Annotated in this window: 18 protein-coding genes; 10 read left to right on the plus strand and 8 right to left on the minus strand. The window is 71.3% G+C overall.

Annotated features, from left to right (window positions below; translation table 11 throughout):
• The first annotated feature begins 148 nt into the window (after positions 1-148).
• The 6 genes from AB0I81_RS34130 to AB0I81_RS34155 are packed head-to-tail and all read left to right on the plus strand — an operon-like array spanning position 149 to position 6628.
• Positions 149-1069, plus strand: coding sequence for a PmoA family protein (locus AB0I81_RS34130; protein WP_360665168.1), 921 nt, complete (start codon positions 149-151; stop codon positions 1067-1069).
• Positions 1066-2394 carry an ABC transporter substrate-binding protein gene (locus AB0I81_RS34135; RefSeq protein WP_360665171.1) on the plus strand — a complete coding sequence of 443 codons (1329 nt, stop codon included), beginning with the start codon at positions 1066-1068 and terminating at the stop codon, positions 2392-2394. The genes AB0I81_RS34130 and AB0I81_RS34135 overlap by 4 nt, the downstream gene beginning before the upstream one ends.
• Positions 2391-3359, plus strand: a complete 969-nt coding sequence (locus AB0I81_RS34140; protein ID WP_360665174.1) for a sugar ABC transporter permease — start codon at positions 2391-2393, stop codon at positions 3357-3359. The genes AB0I81_RS34135 and AB0I81_RS34140 overlap by 4 nt, the downstream gene beginning before the upstream one ends.
• Positions 3356-4192, plus strand: a complete 837-nt coding sequence (locus AB0I81_RS34145; RefSeq protein ID WP_360665177.1) for a carbohydrate ABC transporter permease — start codon at positions 3356-3358, stop codon at positions 4190-4192. The genes AB0I81_RS34140 and AB0I81_RS34145 overlap by 4 nt, the downstream gene beginning before the upstream one ends.
• A gap of 6 nt (positions 4193-4198) precedes the next feature.
• Positions 4199-4789: a hypothetical protein gene (locus AB0I81_RS34150; RefSeq protein WP_360665180.1), complete on the plus strand. Its 591-nt coding sequence runs from the start codon at positions 4199-4201 to the stop codon at positions 4787-4789.
• Between the two features lie 42 nt (positions 4790-4831).
• Positions 4832-6628 carry a sugar-binding domain-containing protein gene (locus AB0I81_RS34155; RefSeq protein ID WP_360665182.1) on the plus strand — a complete coding sequence of 599 codons (1797 nt, stop codon included), beginning with the start codon at positions 4832-4834 and terminating at the stop codon, positions 6626-6628.
• A 6-nt stretch (positions 6629-6634) separates the two neighbouring features.
• On the opposite strand, the gene AB0I81_RS34160 is transcribed toward AB0I81_RS34155, so the two are convergent.
• The 6 genes from AB0I81_RS34160 to AB0I81_RS34185 all read right to left on the minus strand — a co-directional run bounded on the left by AB0I81_RS34160 (position 6635) and on the right by AB0I81_RS34185 (position 12381).
• Positions 6635-7582: a zinc-binding dehydrogenase gene (locus AB0I81_RS34160; protein ID WP_360665185.1), complete on the minus strand. Its 948-nt coding sequence runs from the start codon at positions 7580-7582 to the stop codon at positions 6635-6637.
• Positions 7583-7586: 4 nt separating this feature from the next.
• Entirely contained in the window at positions 7587-8627 is a 1041-nt protein-coding gene (locus tag AB0I81_RS34165; protein WP_360665187.1) for an alpha-hydroxy acid oxidase, read from the minus strand.
• A gap of 70 nt (positions 8628-8697) precedes the next feature.
• Positions 8698-9636: a dihydrodipicolinate synthase family protein gene (locus tag AB0I81_RS34170; protein WP_360665190.1), complete on the minus strand. Its 939-nt coding sequence runs from the start codon at positions 9634-9636 to the stop codon at positions 8698-8700.
• 26 nt (positions 9637-9662) lie between these two features.
• Positions 9663-10523 (minus strand): ABC transporter permease, encoded by an 861-nt coding sequence (locus tag AB0I81_RS34175; protein ID WP_360665193.1) that lies wholly within the window; start codon positions 10521-10523, stop codon positions 9663-9665.
• Position 10524: 1 nt separating this feature from the next.
• The gene (locus tag AB0I81_RS34180) at positions 10525-11553 is read right to left on the minus strand and encodes an ABC transporter substrate-binding protein (RefSeq protein WP_360665197.1); all 1029 of its coding nucleotides are present in this window, start codon (positions 11551-11553) and stop codon (positions 10525-10527) included.
• A gap of 36 nt (positions 11554-11589) precedes the next feature.
• A complete protein-coding gene (locus AB0I81_RS34185) occupies positions 11590-12381 on the minus strand; it encodes an ABC transporter ATP-binding protein (protein WP_360665200.1) in 792 nt (263 codons plus the stop codon).
• 114 nt (positions 12382-12495) lie between these two features.
• Here AB0I81_RS34185 and AB0I81_RS34190 point away from each other — a divergent pair, with 114 nt between their 5' ends.
• On the plus strand, positions 12496-13392 hold the full coding sequence (locus tag AB0I81_RS34190; RefSeq protein WP_360665202.1) for a LysR family transcriptional regulator: 897 nt from the start codon (positions 12496-12498) through the stop codon (positions 13390-13392).
• A gap of 127 nt (positions 13393-13519) precedes the next feature.
• Here AB0I81_RS34190 and AB0I81_RS34195 read toward each other — a convergent pair whose 3' ends face one another.
• Both AB0I81_RS34195 and AB0I81_RS34200 read right to left on the minus strand, forming a co-directional pair.
• Positions 13520-14743, minus strand: coding sequence for a serine hydrolase domain-containing protein (locus tag AB0I81_RS34195; protein ID WP_360665205.1), 1224 nt, complete (start codon positions 14741-14743; stop codon positions 13520-13522).
• A gap of 166 nt (positions 14744-14909) precedes the next feature.
• A complete protein-coding gene (locus tag AB0I81_RS34200) occupies positions 14910-15779 on the minus strand; it encodes an LLM class F420-dependent oxidoreductase (protein WP_360665208.1) in 870 nt (289 codons plus the stop codon).
• A 182-nt stretch (positions 15780-15961) separates the two neighbouring features.
• Here AB0I81_RS34200 and AB0I81_RS34205 point away from each other — a divergent pair, with 182 nt between their 5' ends.
• From AB0I81_RS34205 to AB0I81_RS34215, 3 genes are all read left to right on the plus strand, one after another.
• Positions 15962-17170, plus strand: a complete 1209-nt coding sequence (locus AB0I81_RS34205; protein ID WP_360665210.1) for an MFS transporter — start codon at positions 15962-15964, stop codon at positions 17168-17170.
• A gap of 43 nt (positions 17171-17213) precedes the next feature.
• Positions 17214-18923 carry an IlvD/Edd family dehydratase gene (locus AB0I81_RS34210; RefSeq protein WP_360665213.1) on the plus strand — a complete coding sequence of 570 codons (1710 nt, stop codon included), beginning with the start codon at positions 17214-17216 and terminating at the stop codon, positions 18921-18923.
• Positions 18924-19108: 185 nt separating this feature from the next.
• Positions 19109-19642 (plus strand): hypothetical protein, encoded by a 534-nt coding sequence (locus AB0I81_RS34215; protein ID WP_360665216.1) that lies wholly within the window; start codon positions 19109-19111, stop codon positions 19640-19642.
• The last annotated feature ends 32 nt before the right edge of the window (positions 19643-19674 follow it).

Genomic DNA, 19674 nt, shown 5'->3' on the forward strand with positions numbered 1-19674 from the left:
GACCAGATTATGCAGGCTCCGGCATCGTGTGTCAGCACCTTGGCGCGCCTTGCGCCATTTACCGCCGAAAGGGTTGACCCAGGGAAACGTGCCTGTTACAACGTTGGAATATTTCGCCCACGGCCGCGTCGAAGGAAGAGGATCACGCATGACCCTGGCACTGACCCACACCCACGGTGACCGCATCACCGTGCGGCATGAGGCGACAGGGACAGAGCTGTTCGCCTACGTCTACCGGCCGGAGGCCGCGTGGGAGGCGCCCAAGCCGTACCTGCACCCGATCAGGACGTTGTCCGGCGGGCTCGTCACCGACTACCGCCCCAACGACCACCGCTGGCACAAGGGACTGCAGCTGACGGCCTCCCACCTGTCGGGCCAGAACCTGTGGGGCGGCAACACCTACGTGCACGGCGAGGGATACCTCCGGTTGCCGGAGCGGGTCGGCTCGATGGCCCACGTCGCCTTCGACGAGGTCTCCGCCGCTGCTGACAGCGCTGTCATAGCCGAGCGCCTGACCTGGCACCCCTACGACGGCGAGTTGTGGGCCGAGGAGGAGCGCCGCATCGAGGCGCGCGTCGGCCTGGAGGCCGGCACCTGGTCGCTGGTCTGGACCTCGGCGATCACCAACCGCCGGGCCGAGCCGCTGCGTTTCGGCAGCCCCACCACCCATGGCCGGGAGTCGGCCGGATACACCGGGCTGTTCTGGCGCGGGCCGCGCGCCTTCCGCGGCGGCCGCGTCTTCACCGCCGAGGCGGACGGCGGCGACCTGATGGGCAGCCAGGCCGCCTGGCTGGCTTACGTCGGTGAGCACGACGGGCGCGACGGCCATGCCACGGTCGTCTTCCAACACGCCCCCGCCAACGACCACACGGGCAAGGAGGGCACGCATCCGGCGCACTGGTTCGTGCGCAGCGAGCCGTTCGCCGCGGTCGCGCCGTCCTGGGCGTTCCACGAGGAGCTGGTCCTGGCCCCCGGCGAGACGCTGACCCGGGGCTACCGCGTCGTGATCGCCGACGGCGCCTGGGACCGCGAGCGGGTCGCCGCCCACGTGGCCGGACTCGCCTGGTGAGCGCGACGTACGGCCGGCGCGGATCCCCCGGCCGCCGCGCCGTCCTGACCGCGGCGAGCGCCGTCCTGGTCTCCTCGCTCACCGCGTGCGCCCCCTCCGACGGCGGCGGAACGTCCGGAGGCGGAGTCGTCCTCACCTTCTCCTGGTGGGGCAACGACGACCGCGCCGAGCGCACCAACGAGGCCGTGCGGCTCTTCGAGAAGGAGCACCCGGGCGTCACCGTCCGCACCTCGAACGCGGACTTCGGCTCCTACCTGCAGAAACTGGCCACGCAGGCGGCGGGCGGCGGCATGCCGGACGTGGCCCAGCTCGACTACCGCCAGATCTCCCAGTACGCGGGCAGCGGCGCGCTCCTCCCCCTGGGCGAGAGCATCAAGAACAACTCGATCCGTACGAACGAGATGGATCAGGGCCTCCTGCGCACCGGCACCTACGAGGGCGGGCAGTACGCCCTGCCCATGGGCCGCGGCATCACCGGCTACGCCTACGACTCCAAGCTCTACCAGAAGGCCGGCATCGCCGCCCCCGAGCCGAGCTGGACCTGGCAGGACTGGGAGAACGCCAACAAGAAGGTCGCCGCCCTGGGCCTGAAGGGCCCGGACGGGCGCGCCGTCACGGGCGCCAACGACGGCGGCGGCAACCAGGACGTGTTCGAGACCTGGCTGCGCAGCCGCGGCGGTCAGCTCTACGCCAGCCAGACCAAGCTCGGGTTCACCGAGGACGACCTCACCGAGTTCTGGGCGTTCTGCGACCGGCTGCGCAAGGAGGGCTCCATCGCCTCGGCCAACGACACCACGCAGGCCAACAGCATGGAGACCAGCCCCATCGGCCGTGGTCTCGCGGCGGCCGACTTCACCTGGGACGCGCCGTTCCCCGGGTACACCAAGGCCCTCGGCGAGCACGTGCACTTCGCGCCGGTCCCCTCCACCCAGGGCCGCCAGGGCACCTACTTCAAGCCGACCATGCTCATCGGCATCGCCGCCAACTCCAAGCATCCCAAGGAGGCGGCCCAGCTCATCGACTTCCTGCTCAACGACCGGCGGGCGGGCGACATCCTCGGCTACACCCGCTCCACCCCGCCCAACCGGGCGATCGCCGAGACGGTCTCCAAGACGCTCAAGGACGCGGAGCTGGAGATCTACCAGTACTCCCAGAAGATGGAGAAGTACGGCATCGACCCGCCGCCGTTCGCGCCACCGCCGGGCGACGTCGCGATCAATTCCGCCTTCAACCGCCTCTACCAGCGCGTGATGTTCGAGCTGACCACGCCCCGGCAGGCGGCACGCGAGTTCTTCGAAGAGGCCAACCGGGAGTTGAGGTCATGAGCACCTTGTCGACCAAGGCGCCCGGGAGCGCCGGCGGGACGACCGGCCCGCGCACACCGTCCGGGCGGCGCCGTCAGGTGCGCGAGAAGCAGTGGCCCGCCTACGTGTTCCTGTCGCCGTGGATGATCGGCGCGGGCGTGCTGACCCTGCTGCCGATGGCCGTGTCCCTGTACCTGTCGTTCACGGACTACAACCTGTTCGACCCGCCGAACTGGGTGGGCCTGCGCAACTACGTCGACCTGCTCTTCGAGGACCCCCGGTACTGGCGCTCGGTCGGCACGACCCTCCTGTACGTGCTGGTGGCCGTCCCGCTCAAGCTGGCCGTCGCGCTCGCCGTGGCGCTGCTGCTGAAGAACCTCAGCAGGGGCCGCGGCTTCTACCGCTCGGCGTTCTACGCGCCGTCCCTGCTCGGGGCGAGCATGTCCATCGCGCTGGTGTGGCGGGCGCTGTTCAACGACGGCGGCACGGTGCCGAACGTCCTGGCGGCGGTCGGCATCGACACCGAGGGCTGGGTCGGCAACCCCAGCCTGGCCGTGTTCGCGGTGGTCCTGCTGACGGTGTGGCAGTTCGGCGCGCCGATGGTGATCTTCCTGGCGGGGCTGCAGCAGATCTCGCCCGAGCTCTACGAGGCGGCGGGCATCGACGGCGCGGGCGCGTGGCGGAAGTTCGTCTCCGTCACCGTGCCGATGTTGTCGCCGGTCGTCTTCTTCAACCTGGTGCTGGAGATCATCCAGTCCTTCCAGGTCTTCACCCCGGCCTTCGCCATCAGCGGCGGTAACGGCGGCCCCGCCGACTCCCTCAACTTCTACACCCTGTACCTGTACGAGCGCGGCTTCACCGCCTCCCACATGGGCTACGCCTCCGCGATGGCCTGGCTGCTGCTGATCGCCGTCGGTGTGATCACCCTGATCATGTTCCGCACGTCCCGGTCCTGGGTCTTCTACGCGGGCGAGGAGAACCGATGAACATCGCCACGAAGCGGTGGCTGCCGCACACGGTCGCGCTTGTGTGCCTGCTCGTCCTGCTCTACCCGGTGGCCTGGCTGCTGGCCACCTCGCTGAAGCCGGCCGACGAGGTGATCAGCAGCCTCGACCTGTGGCCCAGCCATCTGGAATGGGAGAACTACACCACGGCCCTCGAAGGCGTGTCCGGCGTCTCGGTCACCCGGCTGCTCAGCAACACGCTGGTGATCGCGGTGGGCTGCGTCATCGGCAACCTGCTGTCCTGCTCGCTGGCCGCCTACGCCTTCGCCAGGCTGCGCTTCCGGATGCGGAAGGTGATGTTCGCCTTCATGGTGGCGACGCTGATGTTGCCGCACCACGTCGTGCTGATCCCGCAGTACATCATCTTCAACCAGCTCGGCCTGGTGGACACGTACTGGCCGCTGATCCTGCCCAAGTTCCTGGCCACCGAGGCGTTCTTCGTCTTCCTCATCGTGCAGTTCATGCGCGGGCTGCCGCGTGAGCTGGAGGAGTCGGCCAGGATCGACGGGTGCGGGCCGTTCCGTACGTACTGGGCGATCACGCTGCCGCTGAGCAGGCCCGCGCTGATCACCACGGCCATCTTCACGTTCATCTGGTCCTGGAACGACTTCTTCACCCAGATGATCTACCTCTTCGCGCCGGAGAACTTCACCATCACCCTCGCGCTGCGCAGCTTCGTCGACCAGTCCAGCACCTCGGCGTACGGGCCCATGTTCGCCATGTCGGTGATCTCCGTGCTGCCGATCGTGCTGTTCTTCTTCGTGTTCCAGCGCTATCTGGTGCAGGGCATGGCCACCTCCGGGCTGAAGGGCTGAGGCGCGATGTCCCAGGTACCGGCCCGGCGGGAGCCGGGCGAGGTGTTCGGCCCCGGCTTCACGCTCTTCGCCGACATGTTGCTCGTCGGCCTGCTCACCAGCCTCGCCAGCCTGCCGGTCGTCACCGCGCCCGCCGCCTTCGCCGCCGCCGCGGCGACCCTGCGGCGCAGCGCGGACGACGGCCTGCCGGTCAGGTTCGCCGGGTACGCGGCTCACCTGCGTGCCCGCCTGACCCCCGGAACGCTGGCCGCCGGGCTGGCCCTGCCGCTGCTCGTCGTGCTGGTGCTGGTCGACGCCGCCCTGGTGCGCGCGGGACTGCCCGGGGCGAACGTCGTGGCGCCCGCCCTGGCCCTGCTCACCCTGGGCGCCGCGACCGTGGGGCTGCGTGCCACCGCGCTGGAGCGGCTTTCCGCGCGCGAAGGGCTGCTCCGCTCGGCCGGCGATCCGCGCGGCTCGCTCCTGCTGGCCGCCGCCGTCCTGCTGGCCGCGCTGATCGCCTGGTCGATGCCGCTGCTCATCCCGCTGCTGCCGGGACCGCTGGCGCTCGCCGCCACCGCGGTGGAACTCCGCTCCACCGCGGGCCGTCGAGAAGACTGAACCACTTTGCCCGTTGACGACGACACCACCGGAGTTTCCTCGATGTCCTACACCCATCTCGACGCGGCCGGCCACCCGAGGCCCCAGCTCGTCCGGGACCCGGACTGGCGCGACCTGAGCGGTCCGTGGCAGTTCGGCTACGACGACGCGAACGCCGGCCGGTCGGAACGCTGGATGGATCCGGAGGTCACCGAACCCTTCGCCGGCGTCATCACCGTGCCCTACCCGCCCGAGTCCAAGGCCGGCGGGGTCCAGGACACCGGCTTCCATCCCGTGCTCTGGTACCGGCGCACGATCGAGGTGGACCGGCCGGGCGCGGGCCGGCGCCTCCTGCTGCACTTCGGGGCGGTGGACTACCGGGCCGAGGTCTGGGTCAACGGCCGCCTGGCGGGCCGGCACGAAGGCGGGCACACGGGTTTCTCCTGCGACGTGTCCGACCTCATCGACCACGACGGGGAACAGGTCGTCGTGGTCAGGGCCGAGGACCAGCCGCTCGACGCCGCCCAGCCGCGCGGCAAGCAGGACTGGCGCCGTGACCCGCACAAGATCTGGTACCACCGCACCTCCGGCATCTGGCAGCCCGTCTGGCTGGAGGAGGTGCCGGAGGAGCACGTGACGGTCCTGCACTGGACGCCCGACGTCGCCCACGCCCGCGTACGCTGCCGGGTCCAGCTCAGCCTGTGGCCCCGGCGGCCGCTCAACCTGACGGTCCGCCTGTCCATCGGCGACCGCCTGCTCGCCGAGCAGCGCACGCCGATGGACGGCCAGGAGATGGCCTTCGACGTCTCCATACCCGCCCTGCGCCACGCGCAGGACCTCGACGACCTGCTCTGGAGCCCCGACCAGCCGAACCTCGTGGACGCGACGGTCGTGCTGAGCGACGCGGCGGACGACACGCCCGTCGACCGCGTCGGCTCCTACCTCGGCCTGCGCGACCTCGGCTGGGACGACGGCGTCTTCCTGCTCAACCACAAGCCGTGTTTCCTGCGGTTCGCGTTGCAGCAGGGCTACTGGCCCGAGTCCCACCTGTCCGCCTCGGCCGACGAACTGCGCCGCGACGCCGAACTGGCCAAGGAGATCGGCCTCAACGGGCTGCGCGTCCACCAGAAGATCGAGGACCCCCGCTTCCTCTACTGGGCCGACCGGCTCGGCCTGATGGTGTGGGGGGAGATGCCGTCCGCGTACGCGTTCGGCACGCCGACCGTCGAGCGGGTGGTGAGCGAGTGGACCGAGGCGATCTCCCGCGACCTCAGCCACCCCTCGATCGTCGCCTGGATCCCGATCAACGAGTCCTGGTCCACCCCGAACCCCGCGCTGGTGCCGGAGCAGCGGCACTTCATGGACGCCGTCTACCACCTGACCAAGGCCCTCGACCCCTCACGCCCCGCCGTCTCCAACGACGGCTGGGAGGTCTCGGCCGCCGACCTCTGGGGCGTGCACGACTACACCCAGCACGCGCACGTGCTGCGCGAGCGCTACGGCTCCGCCGCGCTGCGGCGCGGCGAGATCGCCGAACGGTGGCCCGGCGCCAAGCGGCTGCTCCTCGACGGGGTACGCCATCAGGGCCAGCCCGTCATCCTGACCGAGTTCGGCGGGGCGACCTTTGAACCGGCGGAGGGCGCCGCCTGGTTCGGCTACGACACCGTGGGCACCGAGCAGGACTTCGCCGACCGGCTGTCCGCCCTGGTGGCGGCCGCGGTGGACTCGGGGCTGGCCGGGTTCTGCTACACCCAGTTCACCGACACCGAGCAGGAGACCAACGGCCTGTTCACCCCGGACCGCCGGCCGAAGATCCCCCTGCCCGAGTTGCGCGCGATCCTCACCCGTACCCGTACCTGAGCCGGGTTACCGGGGGCCGGTCGTGATCGCCACTTTGAGCCGGCCCTCGGCGGGGAAGGCGTAGCGCCGGTACGCCTCCTCCGCGCGGTCGATGGGGAACACGTCGGTGACGTACGCCCCGGGCAGGCCGGGGTGGTCCACGAGGTAGCGCTCGGCGGCGGCCAGGAACCGGGTCCAGTCCAGCGTCGTGCCGCCCTGCATGGTCAGGTGCTTGCGGAAGAACGTGCGCATCGGGAACACGTAGTGGTCCTCGGGCAGGCCGAAGACGAACAGGTGCCCGTGCGGCGCCAGCGCCTCGATCGCGTCGGCCACGATGTCCTGGCGGTGCCCGACGGCCTCGACGCACAGCTCGGGCTCCGGGGAGACCCGCGCCGCCCAGGCCCGGGTCTCCCCGACGAAGAGCTCGTCGATGCCGAACGTCCCCGCCACGGCCGAGCGGTCCACCCGGTCCACCCCGACGACCGTGGCCGCCCCCATGCTCTTCAGCACGTGGGTGAACAGCAGCCCAAGCGGCCCGAGGCCGAGCACGGCCACCCGCTTGCCCCGTACGGGCGGCATCCGGTCGAGCGTGCTCAGCACCGTGGACAGCGGCTGCACCACGGTCGCGTGCACGTCGTCGAGGTCGCTGTCCAGCCGGTGCAGCAGCCGGGCGGGGGTGACGAAGTACTCGGCCAGGCCGCGGGAGTTCTCCACGATGCCGACCACCCTGGCTCCGGCGGGCAGGGTCTCGGCGTTGGACTCGACCACGTCGCCGACCGCCTCGTGCAGCGGCACGCCGACCATCCCCGTGTACGGGTTGTCCGGGTCGTGCACGCCGAGGAACTTCGGCACGTCACTGCCGCAGATCGCCCCAGCCCGCAGCCTGATCAGGACCTCGCCGTCCGCCAGGCGGTCCGGCACCGGGACCTCGATCCGCTCGAACACGCCGGGACCCGGCTGACGCAGCGCCCACATCGCTTCATTCCTCCCAGAGCACATCTGATCCCGCCGCGCCGAGCGAGGTGACCCCGCACAGCGCCATGGCCATCTCCAGTTCGGTGCGGAGCACGTCGATCACGTGCCGCACCCCTTCGGCGCCGCCTGCCGTCAGGCCCCACAGGGCCGGCCGGCCGACGAGCACGGCGCGGGCGCCGAGCGCGACCGCCTTCAGCACGTCGGTGCCGCGCCTGATCCCGCCGTCCAGCAGTACCGGAACCCGGCCGTCCACCGCGCGGACCACGCCGGGCAGGGCGTCGATCGTGGCGGGCACGGTGTCCAGGTTGCGCCCGCCGTGGTTGGACACGATGATCCCGGCCACCCCGAGGCCGATCAGCGTGGCCGCGTCGCCGGGGCGCAGCACCCCCTTGGCGATCACCGGTACGCCGGCCTCGGCCACGATGCGTTCCAGGTCGGGCGCGGTGAATCCGGCGTCCAGGGCCGGGCGGTGGATCGAGCGGACCGCCGGGTCGGGGCGCAGGCCGGCGTACCTGCCGAGCATGGGGTAGCTCATGCCGTCCGGCAGGTCGAGGCCGTTCCAGGACTGGCGGTCGCGGGTGCCGGCGACCGGGGTGTCGAGGGTGACGACGATCGCCCGTGCTCCCGCGGCCACCGCGCCGCGCACGGTCTCGCGTACGAAGCCGGCGTCGGGCAGTGGGTTGAGCTGGAACCACAGCGGGCCCGCCGCGTTTGCGGCGAGGTCGGCGAAGGCGGTGGTGCTGTAGCTGCTGACCACGTAGACCGTGCCCGCGGCGCCGGCGGCGGTGGCGTGCTCGCCGCCGGGGTGGAACAGGCGGTGCGCGCCGGTCGGCCCGAGCAGGATCGGGTGCTCCAGGCGCGAGCCGAACAGGTCTGCCGAGGTGTCCAGGCTGCGCACGTCGGTGAGGATCCGGGGGACGAGCCTGAGGTCGGCGAAGCGGGCGGCGTTCCAGCGGGTGGTGTGCTCGTCCGCCGCGCCGCCCGCCAGGTAACCGGCGATGTCGCTGCCGAGCGAGTCCATCGCGGCCCGCTCGTAGTCCCGCAAAGTCCGCAGGCCGGTGGGGTGTGGGTCTGTGGCAGGGAAGTCTGCGGGACGCGGGTCCGTGGGACGCGGGTCAGGCACAGGTGAGACCGGCCTCTTCGAGGAGGGCGCGGATGGCGGCGAGGTCGCGGGGGTCGTCCACGGGCAGCTTGGGCCTGCGGGGGTAGCCGCCGGGCTGGCCGAGCAGGTTCATCGCCGCCTTCAGCGTGGGCTGCATGCCGCCGAAGGCCCAGTTGTAGCCGTCCACCCGGGCGCCGAGCATGCCGGTCATGAGCCGTTCGAAGCGGTCGGCGATCTCCCCCGCCCCCTTGGTGTCGCCCGCCCAGGCCCGCTCGAAGAACTCCGGCATCTGCCGGCCGAGCAGCAGGCCGCTGCCGAAGTGCCCGTCACCGCCGTAACCCGAGGTGATCAGCGCCAGGCCGAGCCTGCTCAGCAGGTGGCCGAAGACGACCAGCCGGTCGCCGACCGCCTCGATCGTGGCGAGCAGTTCCCTGGTGTCGGGTGTGCTCTGCTTGATGGCCACCACATTGGGGATGTCGGCCAGGCGGGCGATCAGGTCCACGCGGATGTTGTGCGCGTTGTCCTGCGGGAAGTTGTAGAGCCACATCGGCAGGCCGGTGGCCGCGGCCACCTCCTCGTAGTACGCCACGAGTTCGGCGTCCGTCGGCCTGGCCATCGGCGGCGGCGACGACATCACCGACGTGGCGCCCGCCTCGGCGGCGTGCAAGGCCAGCGCGGCGGCGTCGGCGGCCGTGGAGCACGACACCCCGATGGCGAGGGGCACCCGGCCCGCCACCGTCGTCACCGCGATCTCGGCCAGCCGCCTGCGCTCCTCCGTGGTCTGCGCGAACCACTCCCCCGTGCTGCCGTTGACCAGGATGCCGTGCACGCCCTGCTCGACGGCGTGCTCGACGACTCGGGCGAACGCGCCCTCGTCAACGGCGCCGGCGGCGGTGAAAGGGGTGACGGGAGCGGTCCAATAGCCCTTCCAGTCGACGTCGTTGCGATCCATGAGAACCCTCCATAACGTGGGAAAAATCAGGAGCTGCGGGACCAGCGCAGCGAGTCGGCGAAGATCCACTGCACCAGCCGGTCGGTGAGGAACCCGCAGGCGCCGAGGCTGGCCATCGCGGCGATCACGTAGTCGAGCCTGAACTGGTTGTAGGAGTCGATGAGCACATAGCCCAGCCCCGACTTGGCGCCCAGGATCTCCGCGACGACGACCGTGGTCCAGGCGATGCCGGAGGCGACGCGCAGGCCGGTGACGATGTTCGGCGCGGCGGCCGGCAGCGTCACCCTGATCAGGATCCGGCGTTTGGACGCGCCGAGCATCGCGGCCGCGCGCACCAGGTTGCCGTCGGCCAGCCGTACCCCGCTGAGGGTGTTGACGTACACGGGGAAGAACGTGGCCAGCGCGGTCAGGAAGATGGCCGGGCTGTCACCGATGCCGAACAGCAGCAGCGCCAGGGGGATCCAGCCGGTGACCGAGATGGGCCTGATCGCGCTGACCGTCGGATCCACCAGGCGGCGGCCGGTCGCGCTGGCGCCGCTCAGCAGCCCGAGCGCGATGGCCAGGGCGGAGCCGATGCCGTAGCCGAGCAGGATGCGGAAGACCGAGGAGCCCATGTGCGCGAGCCAGGTGCCCGAGTAGACGGGCGACGGGGTGAACCCGTCCATGATCCGCCAGCCGAACAGCCAGTCGAGCAGCGCGGCCAGGCTGGCGGACGCCGCCGGGAACAGGCCGTCGGCGAGCAGCCGCTGCCGGCCGACGTACTCCCAGATCGCGATCACGATCAGCGGGACCACCAGCGGCAGCACGACCCTGCCCGCGCGCCCGGCGGCCGACCTGAGATCGGTACGCCCGGCGCTGGTCCGGAGATCGGTGGCCGGCACGCTCACGTCACTTCCCCTTTCCCAGCTCGGCGGCCGACTTGCCGGTCACCTTGGACAGCAGGTCGTAGTCGAGCCGGTCGGCCAGTTCGTCGCCGGTGTCGCGCTTGATGATGTCCAGCCGGGTGAGCACCTCGGGCACCGATCTGATCGCCTTCTCATCCAGCCGCAGCGAGGGTTTGATGTACTGCTTGCGCAGCGCGTCCACCAGGCTCTTCTCCTCCGCGACCCCGGTCAGCTCGGCGTAGCTCCCGGCCCACTGCCCCGGGTCGGCGGCGAGTTCGTCGAAGCGCTTGGCGAAGCCGCGCAGCACCTGTTCCGCCTGGTCGGGGTGCCGGGACAGGAAGTCGTCGCCGGCCAGGATGCCGCTGGCCACGGTGAACGAGCCGTCGTACATGCCGCGCTGGATCTCCGGCACCTCGACGCCCTGCCCGCCCGCCACGGCCTGGCCCGAAAGGGGCGGGAAGGTCGAGATGGCGTCCACGTCGCCGCGCTGGAGCGCGAAGTTGAGGTCGCTGAAGCCCTGCATGTTCACGAACGTCGCGTCCTTGTTGAGGTCGAGGCCGTGGCTCTGCATGGCGGTCGCCAGGTTGACGTACTGCGTGGAGCCGCGTACGGAGGCGATGCGCTTGCCCTTGAGGTCCGCCCACGTGGTGATCCCGCTGCCCTTGCGCGCGATGAACACCGAGCCGTTCTCGCTGATCCCCGAGACGAACCTGATCTTGGGTTCGCTGTCGGTGAGCAGTGCGGCCAGGTTGTTGTAGCCGACCGGGGCCATCTGGATCGAGCCGTTGGCCAGGGCGGTCAGGCTGTCGTTGGAGCTCTTGAACGGGATGAGCTCCACGTTGACGCCCTCGGCCTTGAGGCTCGCCCACGGTGTCCACGAGGCGGCGGGCACCCACCCGATGCGTACGGTGGGCCCCGACGCTCCCGGGGATCCACCGCCCGCACGCTGGGCGCCGAAGGCGGACGCACTGGCCACGATCCCGGCCAGCAGCGCGATCGCGACCCCCAGCCGCCAGATCCAGCTCTTTGACATTCGCGTTTCCTTTTCGGCTTCCGGTGGCGCCGCTGCTCAGTGGGCCGCGCCGGCTCGTGCTTCCTCGTCCCTGAGCTCGTGGAACAGCCGGTTCTTCAGCTCCGCGAAGGCGGGCTCGCGCATCAGGTCGTAGCTCCTCGGGCGCGGCAGCGGCACGTCGACCACGGTCTTGACCTTGCCGGGCCGCGCCGACATGACCAGCACCCGGTCCCCGAGGAGCAGCGCCTCGTCGATGTCGTGCGTGACGAACAGGACGGTCTTGCGGTCCCGGTCCCAGAGTTCGAGCAGGAGCTCCTGCATGGTGATCCTGGTCTGCGCGTCCAGCGCGCCGAACGGCTCGTCCATCAGCATCACCGGCGGATCGTTGATCAGCACCCTGGCCAGGCCCACCCGCTGCCGCATGCCGCCGGACAACTCGCGCGGCAGGTGGTCGCCGAAGCCGTCGAGGCCGACCCGGCCCAGGTAGTGGGCGACCCGGTCATCAAGCTCCCTGCCGGCCAGCCGGCCCTGCACCGAGGGGCCGAAGGCGACGTTCTTCGCCACGGACATCCACGGGAAGATGTTGGCGTCCTGGAAGACCACGCCGCGATCGGGCCCGGGGCCGTCCACCGCGCGCCCGTCCACGGTGACCTGGCCGGCGGTGGGGCGGACGAACCCGGCGATGATGTTCAGCGCCGTGGACTTGCCGCAGCCGCTCGGCCCGAGCAGGCAGACGAACTCCTCGTCGGCGATCTCCAGGCCGATGCCGTCGAGCACGCGGACCGGCTCGCTTCGCTTGCCCGGCTTACGGAACTCGACGTCCACGCCGTCCAGGACGATCTCCGCCACGCGTACCTCCCTGCCACGAGATGCCCGGTCAACAGGCTCGTTGGGTGTTGACCCAAGCTAGGTGCCAGGGGAGATACTCGTCTAATTCAAATTTTCAGCAGATTGATGCCCTAGATGTCATCAGACTTCACCTTCCAGCAACTGCGGGCCTTCGTGGCGGTCGCCGACGAGCTCAACTTCCGGCGCGCCGCCGAGCGCATGCACACCACCCAGCCCGTGCTGTCCAGGCAGATCAAGGCGCTGGAGCAGGCGCTGCACGCCCCGCTGTTCGACCGCGGCACCCGGCGGGTCAGCCTCACCGCCGCCGGGCAGGCGTTCCTGCCCGAGGCCGGGCGGCTGCTCGGCAACATCGAGAGCGCCCGCCGCGCCGTCAGCGAGACGATCAGCGGGGAACGCGGTGTGATCCGCTTCGGCTACCTCGAACCGGCCGCGTACGGGCTGCTGCCCCTCGTGCTCCCCCGGTTCCGCGCCCGGTTCCCCAAGATCGACCTGGAGCTGCATGAGATGCACTCTTATGAGTCGGTACGGCAACTGCGCCGGCGCGCCATCGAGGTGGCCCTGCTGCGCCCGCCGATCGACCAGGACGGCCTGCACCTGGACATCGTCTACGCCGACCGGCTCGTCGCCGCGCTGCCCGAGCACCATCCGCTCGCCGGACGTGCCATCGCCCTGCGCGAACTGGCCGGCGAGCGGTTCGTGAGCTACTCGGCCAAGCAGGGCGCCGGGGTGCACGCCGCCGCCCTGCAGGCGTGCGCGGCCGGCGGCTTCTCGCCCACGATCGCGCACCTGGCCAGCAGCACCCCCATGCTCATGAGCCTGGTCGCCGCTGGCCAGGGCGTCGGCCTGGTGCCCGAGCCGTTCACGATGGCGCCGCGCCCGGGGGTCGGCTTCGCCACGCTCACCGACCCTGAGGCCCGCAGCTTCGTCGCCCTGGCCCGCCGCGAGGACGACGACAGGGCCGCCTACCGGGAACTGCGCGAAATCATCGAGCACCACACCGATCTCCGGTGAAATGCGGCTCCGTCCGGTTTCCGGTGAAATGCGGCGCCGTCCGGCGCTCCACCGGCCCGCTCACCCTCGCCGTGTCCGCGAGGCGGCAGATCACCCTCGCCCGCCTCCGGGAGGCGGCAGAGCGCAGTCAGCCCGGCATCTCGTACGGCTCCCCGCAGAAGTAACGGTTCAGCGCGTCCACGGCGGCCAGCAGCATGGGCGCGACCGCCGGATCGTTGCGCTGCACGTTGACCGACAGCGTCATCCGGCGCTCGCCCTTGGCATCGGCGAAGCTGAACGTCTGGTAGCCGGGAATCGAGCCGGTCGCGCCCCACGTCTCGCCGCAGGTGAGGCCCGCCGACTCCAGGCCGAGCCCGTACCGGGGGAAGACCGGGGCCTGCGGCGTGGCGACGCCGGTGCGCATCTGCGCCAGCAGGTCCCCGCCGACCAGCCGGCCGCCGAAGAGCGCCCGGTAGAAGCGGTTCAGGTCGCGGGCGTCCGATACCACGCCGTATGCCGCCCAGGCGAAGGACGGGTTCAGCCGGGTGATGGGCCGCAGGGCGCCGGGCTTGCCGGGGTCGGCGCCGGTGGGCAGGTGGTAGCCGGTGGCGTGCGGGCCGCGGATGCCGCTCCAGGTCCTGGGCAGATAGGAGCGCGTCATCCCGGCCGGGCGGAAGATCCGCCGGTCCAGCTCGGCGCCCAGCTCGCGGCCGGTCACCTTCTCGACGAGAAGTCCGAGCAGGATGTAGCCGGTGTTGGAGTAGGAGAAGCGGCCCCGCTCGGGCGCGGGCAGCCGTTCGGCCTCGTCGATGAGCTGCTGTGGGGTGTAGGTGCGCCTGCCGTACTGCTCGGGGTCGTCGAACTCGGCGGCCCTGTCGTAGGTGGCCAGGCCGCCGGTGTGGTTCAGCAGCTCCCGTACGGTGATCCGGTCGCCGTCCTCGATCTGGCCGGGCAGCCGCTTGCCGATCGGCTCGTCCAGGGTCAGCCTGCCCTCCTGGACGAGTTGCAGGACGATCGTGGCGACCATGCTCTTGGTCACGCTGGCGACGCGGAAGCGCGCCTCGCGCGGCACCGGCCTCCCGGTCTCCAGGTCGGCGGTCCCGCCCGTGCCGATCCAGGTCCCGCGCTCGTCATCGATCCTGGCCAGCACGCCGGGCGCGCCGGCGGCCACGATCTTGTCCAGCACCTGCCGCATCCCGGCGGGCTCCTCGCGCCACGTCCGCGCGGCAGGCTCCGCGTACCGCGCAGACAGAGCGGACGCGGCGGGCTCCTCATGGCGCGCGGACGCGGCGGCCGGTCCGGGGGACGGGGACAGCAGGCCGGCCGCGACGAGCACGGCGAGCGCCAGGTGTTTGCCATTCTTCGGCGACATGCGTCTTCCTTGGTGGGGGTCGTGGAAACGATCTCCATCCTGTCGGCGCAGGCAGCCGTCCTCGTCGGCACCGATGACGATTCGCCCGTGCGACCACGGTCGCACCCCGGTACGACCACGGGCTGACCGCACGACCCCGGGCGATCAGCCGGGCCGCACGCGGGAATCACAGGAGATCGCGCTGCTCCGCGACCTCGTCGAGAACCTCCAGCAGGTTCCGCCCCGGCACCCAGGGCAGCACCGCGAGCTCGCCGCCGGTCTGCCGGACCGCCTCCGCGTACACCTGCAGCTCCTTCGGTGTCGTGTACGGGACCCCGTAAACGCACCTCAGCTCGGCAGGGTCGCGCCCGGCGGCGGCGCACTCCTCCCGCAGCCGGTTCGTGGTGGGCCCGACCTCCTCCACCGGCAGCACCCAGCTGATCCAGCCGTCCCCGTGGCGGGCCGCGCGGCGCAGCGCGCCGGGGCTCTGGCCGCCCACGATGATGGGCGGTCCCGGCCGCTGCAGCGGCTGTGGCCAGGCCAGCACGTCGTGGAAGGAGACGAACTCGCCCTCGTAACTGGCGGGCAGGTCCTGCCAGAGGCGTCTCATCGCGGCGATGTACTCGTCGGCCCTGGCTCCCCTGCGCTCCCACGGGATGCCGAGCGCCGCGTACTCCTCCGCCGACCAGCCGATGCCGACCCCCAGGTCCAGCCGCCCGCCGCAGAGGTGGTCGAGGGTCGCCACCTGTTTGGCCAGGACCAGCGGATCGCGCTCGGGCAGGATGATGATGCTGGTCCCCAGCCGGAGCCTGGTCGTCGTCGTCGCGGCCGCCGCCAGGACGAACAGCGGGTCGAACCACCCGTTTCCGGGCGGGAGCTGGGGCACCCCGTCCGAGCTGTAGGGATACTTCGGCGCGTACTGCTCGAACATCACCACGTGATCGGGATGCCAGAGGCCGGAGAAGCCGTTCTCCTCCAGGTGTTTCGCCGTCCGCGCGGCGTCCGCCAGCGTGTTGCCCGGCTGTCCGTCGAACAGCGCGATCAGACCTATGTCCATGGCTACGCCTCCTCGGCGTTTGGCTTCACGGCCCAGCATCACGCGCGATCGCCACAGAAGCCAGGTGCTGCGACCGCCCTCAGGCGCGTCCCATATGATCCATTACGTCATATATACGCATCCTCCTCCTCATCTGTACGCCGATGCCCCCTGCCGCACTTCCTCCGGAGACCCCACCCCGCATGGACCTCGCCACGCGCCGCCGCAGGCAAGCGCTGTTCCTGTTCTTCTTCCTGCCGGGAATCGCGCTGTCGTCATGGGTGACCCGCACCCCGGACATCCGCGACCGGCTGGAGGCCTCCACCGGGCAGATGGGCCTGGTGTTGTTCGCCCTGTCGCTCGGCTCCATGCTCGGGATCCTCTGCTCGGGCCGGCTGACCTCCCGCTTCGGCACCAAGCCGGTCATCTTCGCCGGCACCGCGATGATCGTGACGAGCCTGGCCGTCATCAGCGCCGGCAGCCTCCTGTCGTCCGTACCGCTGGTCATGGCGGGCCTGTGCGTGTTCGGCGCGGGCATGGGAGCCGGTGAGGTCGCCGTCAACGTGGACGGCGCCGACGTCGAGCGGATCACCGGCAAGATGACGCTGCCCACCCTGCACGGCTGCTTCAGCCTGGGCACCGTCATCGGCGCGAGCACCGGCATCGCGGCCACCGCCGCCCGCCTGCCCTCGCACTGGCACCTGGCCTGCGTCACCCTGATCACGGCCGCGATCTTCGTGTACGCCATCCGCCACATCCCCGCGGGCACCGGCATCCTCACCCCCGGCCACGACGGGCCCGGCGCGGGGAAACCGCGGCAGAAGCTCTACAAGGACACCAAGCTCGTCCTGATCGGCGCGATCGTGCTGGCGATGGCGCTGGCCGAGGGCGCCGCCAACGACTGGCTGCCACTGCTCATGGTGGACGGGCACGGGCTGGGCGCGGCGGCAGGATCCCTGGTCTACACCGGGTTCGCCGCCGCCATGACGATCGGGCGCTTCTGCGGCGGCTTCTTCCTCGACCGCTTCGGGCGTACCAACGTGGTACGCGCCAGCGCCGTCTCCGGGGCGATCGGCCTGCTCCTGGTGATCTACTCCGACAACGCCGTCCTGGCCGGCGCGGCCGTGCTGTTCTGGGGCCTCGGCGCGTCGCTCGGCTTCCCGGTCGCGCTGTCGGCCGCCGGAGAGACCGGGCCCGACCAGACCGCCCGCGTCAGCCTGGTGGCCACCATCGGCTACGTCGCCTTCCTGGTCGGGCCGCCCGGCCTCGGCTTCCTCGGCGACCACTGGGACCTGCGCACGGCCATGCTGGTGGTGCTCGTCTTCGTCGTCTCCGCCATCTTCCTCGCGCCCGCCGTCGACACCCGCCGCCGGTTGGAGGCCGTACGGCGGCATGAGGACGCGGTGGGCTAGTCTCGCCGGCAGTGGTTCCGGCTAGGACAAAGGTGGTCACTTCATGTCAGGGAGCCGCAGCGCTCAGTGGTACGCCGGCGCCGACCGCAACGCCTACATCCATCGCGCCTGGATGCGGCGCGGACTGCCGTCCGGCGCGTTCGACGGCCGCCCGCACATCGCGATCGCGAACACCGCCTCCGACCTGACCCCGTGCAACATGCACCTGGACGAGGTGGCCGAGCACGTCAAGCACGGCGTGTGGGAGGCGGGCGGCGTCCCGCTGAACCTGCCGGTGATCTCACTCGGCGAGACGAACGTGCGGCCGACCGCGATGCTCTGGCGCAACATGGCCGCGATGGCGATCGAGGAGATGCTGCGCGCCAACCCGATCGACGGCGTGGTGCTGCTCGGCGGCTGCGACAAGACGATCCCCGCGCTGCTCATGGCCGCCGCCTCGGTGGACCTGCCCGCCGTGGTGGTGCCGGGCGGGCCGATGCTCACCGGCCACTTCCGCGGCATGCCGCTGGGCTGCGGCACCGACGTGTGGAAGCTCAGCGAGGAGGTACGCGCCGGCACGCTGTCCCAGGCCGACTTCCTGCGCTCGGAGTCGTCGATGATCCGCAGCAAGGGCCACTGCAACACGATGGGCACCGCTTCCACCATGGGCCTGCTGGCCGAGGTGCTCGGCATGACCCTGCCCGGCCTGGCCGGCACCCCCGCCGCGGACAGCCGCCTGCTGGAGGGCGCGCACGAGACCGGCCGGCTCATCGCCGAGATGATCTCCGCGGAGCGCCGCCCCTCGACCGTCCTGACGCGCGGCTCGTTCCTCAACGCGATCGTCGCGCTGGCCGCGCTCGGCGGCTCCACCAACGCCGTCGTGCACCTGCTGGCCATCGCCGGCCGCCTCGGCGTCGAGCTCACCCAGGACGACTTCGACCGTACGGGCTCCGGCGTACCGCTGCTGGTGGACCTGCAACCGGCCGGCCGGTACCTGATGGAGGACCTGTTCAGGGCCGGCGGCCTGCACGCCGTGCTAGGCGAGGTCCGCGACCTGCTCGACCCGCACGCCATCACCGTCACCGGCCGCCCCCTGGTCGAGCAGCTCGGCGACGCGCGGATCCACGACCGTGAGATCATCCGGCCGCGCGCGGAACCGCTGCGGGAGGACGCGGGGATCGCCGTGTTGTACGGCAACCTCGCCCCCGACGGCGCGGTCATCAAACCCGCCGCCGCCTCGCCCCACCTGCTCAGCCACCGGGGCCCGGCGGTCGTCTTCGACTCCATCGAGGACCTGCACGCCCGCATCGACGACCTCGACGTCACCGCCGACTCGGTGCTGATCCTGCGCGGCTGCGGCCCCAAGGGCTATCCCGGCATGCCGGAGGTGTCCAACATGCCGCTGCCGCCCAAGCTGCTCGCCCAGGGCGTACGTGACATGGTGCGCATCTGCGACGGCCGGATGAGCGGCACCGCGTACGGCACCGTCGTCCTGCACGTCGCCCCCGAGGCGGCCGCGGGCGGGCCACTCGGCCTGGTCAGGACCGGCGACCCGATCGTCCTGGACGTCGCCGCGCGGCGGCTCGACATCGACCTCCCCGCCGAGGAGCTGGCGTCCCGGGAACCGTCGCCGGCCATGACCGAGGCGTTCGCCCGCCCGGACCGGGGCTGGCAGCGCCTCTATGTCGAGACCGTGCGGCAGGCCAACACCGGCGCCGACCTGGACTTCCTCGTCGGCTCCAGCGGCGATGAGGTGGCCCGCGAGTCCCACTGAGACAGGTGGCGCGCGAGTCGCGCCGAGGCTGGTGGCCCGCGAGTCCCACTGAGACAGGTGGCGCGCGAGTCGCGCCGAGGCTGGTGGCGCGCGAGTCCCACTGAGGGCCGACGGCGTCTCAAATGACGCCATATAGCCGTCGCGCCCCAGTTGAAATGACGCCATCGTGATGTCATGATGGCGTCATGGATCTGGCTCCGTATGTAGATCATCTACGCCGCGAACTCGCCATCGCCGCGGGCGCGGGCGGCGAGGAAGCACGTGCGCTGGCCGAACGGCTCGCCGCCACGCTGGAGTCGGCCACCCGGCTCGCGCTGCTGGAGGCCCTGTCGGCTGCCGCGGACGAGATCACCCACGACCTCGCGCCCGGCTCGGTCGAGGTGCGCCTGCGCGGACGCGACCCCGGCTTCGTCGTGACGCCGCCGCCGAGCGCGCGCCCGTTCGACGAGGAGGGCGAGAAGGGGCAGTTCGAGGCGGCGCCCGCCCCGCCGCCACCACCCCCGGACGCCGACGAGGGCGGGACCTCCCGGATCTCGCTCCGGGTGCCCGAGCACCTCAAGCCGCGCATCGAGGAGGCCGCCGCCCGGGATGGGCTGTCGGTCAACGCCTGGCTCGTCCGCGCCGTCTCCGCCGCGCTCGACCCCGGTGACCCCGGCCGCCGCACGAGCCGGCGGCCGGCGCAGCAGAGCGGCAACCGCTACAGCGGCTGGGTGCGCTGATGTCCACACCGACTTACGACAAGGGGACCGGA

This window comes from Nonomuraea sp. NPDC050404 (genome assembly GCF_040655495.1).
Classification (GTDB): domain Bacteria; phylum Actinomycetota; class Actinomycetes; order Streptosporangiales; family Streptosporangiaceae; genus Nonomuraea.

What these genes read in the sequence shown, in the direction of transcription:
- AB0I81_RS34130 (WP_360665168.1), top strand. Translation starts at nt 149, where the DNA reads ATGACCCTGGCACTGACCCACACCCACGGTGACCGCATCACCGTGCGG.
- AB0I81_RS34140 (WP_360665174.1), top strand. Translation starts at nt 2,391, where the DNA reads ATGAGCACCTTGTCGACCAAGGCGCCCGGGAGCGCCGGCGGGACGACC.
- AB0I81_RS34145 (WP_360665177.1), top strand. Translation starts at nt 3,356, where the DNA reads ATGAACATCGCCACGAAGCGGTGGCTGCCGCACACGGTCGCGCTTGTG.
- AB0I81_RS34150 (WP_360665180.1), top strand. Translation starts at nt 4,199, where the DNA reads ATGTCCCAGGTACCGGCCCGGCGGGAGCCGGGCGAGGTGTTCGGCCCC.
- AB0I81_RS34155 (WP_360665182.1), top strand. Translation starts at nt 4,832, where the DNA reads ATGTCCTACACCCATCTCGACGCGGCCGGCCACCCGAGGCCCCAGCTC.
- AB0I81_RS34160 (WP_360665185.1), bottom strand. Translation starts at nt 7,582, where the DNA reads ATGTGGGCGCTGCGTCAGCCGGGTCCCGGCGTGTTCGAGCGGATCGAG.
- AB0I81_RS34170 (WP_360665190.1), bottom strand. Translation starts at nt 9,636, where the DNA reads ATGGATCGCAACGACGTCGACTGGAAGGGCTATTGGACCGCTCCCGTC.
- AB0I81_RS34180 (WP_360665197.1), bottom strand. Translation starts at nt 11,553, where the DNA reads ATGTCAAAGAGCTGGATCTGGCGGCTGGGGGTCGCGATCGCGCTGCTG.
- AB0I81_RS34190 (WP_360665202.1), top strand. Translation starts at nt 12,496, where the DNA reads ATGTCATCAGACTTCACCTTCCAGCAACTGCGGGCCTTCGTGGCGGTC.
- AB0I81_RS34195 (WP_360665205.1), bottom strand. Translation starts at nt 14,743, where the DNA reads ATGTCGCCGAAGAATGGCAAACACCTGGCGCTCGCCGTGCTCGTCGCG.
- AB0I81_RS34200 (WP_360665208.1), bottom strand. Translation starts at nt 15,779, where the DNA reads ATGGACATAGGTCTGATCGCGCTGTTCGACGGACAGCCGGGCAACACG.
- AB0I81_RS34205 (WP_360665210.1), top strand. Translation starts at nt 15,962, where the DNA reads ATGGACCTCGCCACGCGCCGCCGCAGGCAAGCGCTGTTCCTGTTCTTC.
- AB0I81_RS34210 (WP_360665213.1), top strand. Translation starts at nt 17,214, where the DNA reads ATGTCAGGGAGCCGCAGCGCTCAGTGGTACGCCGGCGCCGACCGCAAC.
- AB0I81_RS34215 (WP_360665216.1), top strand. Translation starts at nt 19,109, where the DNA reads ATGGATCTGGCTCCGTATGTAGATCATCTACGCCGCGAACTCGCCATC.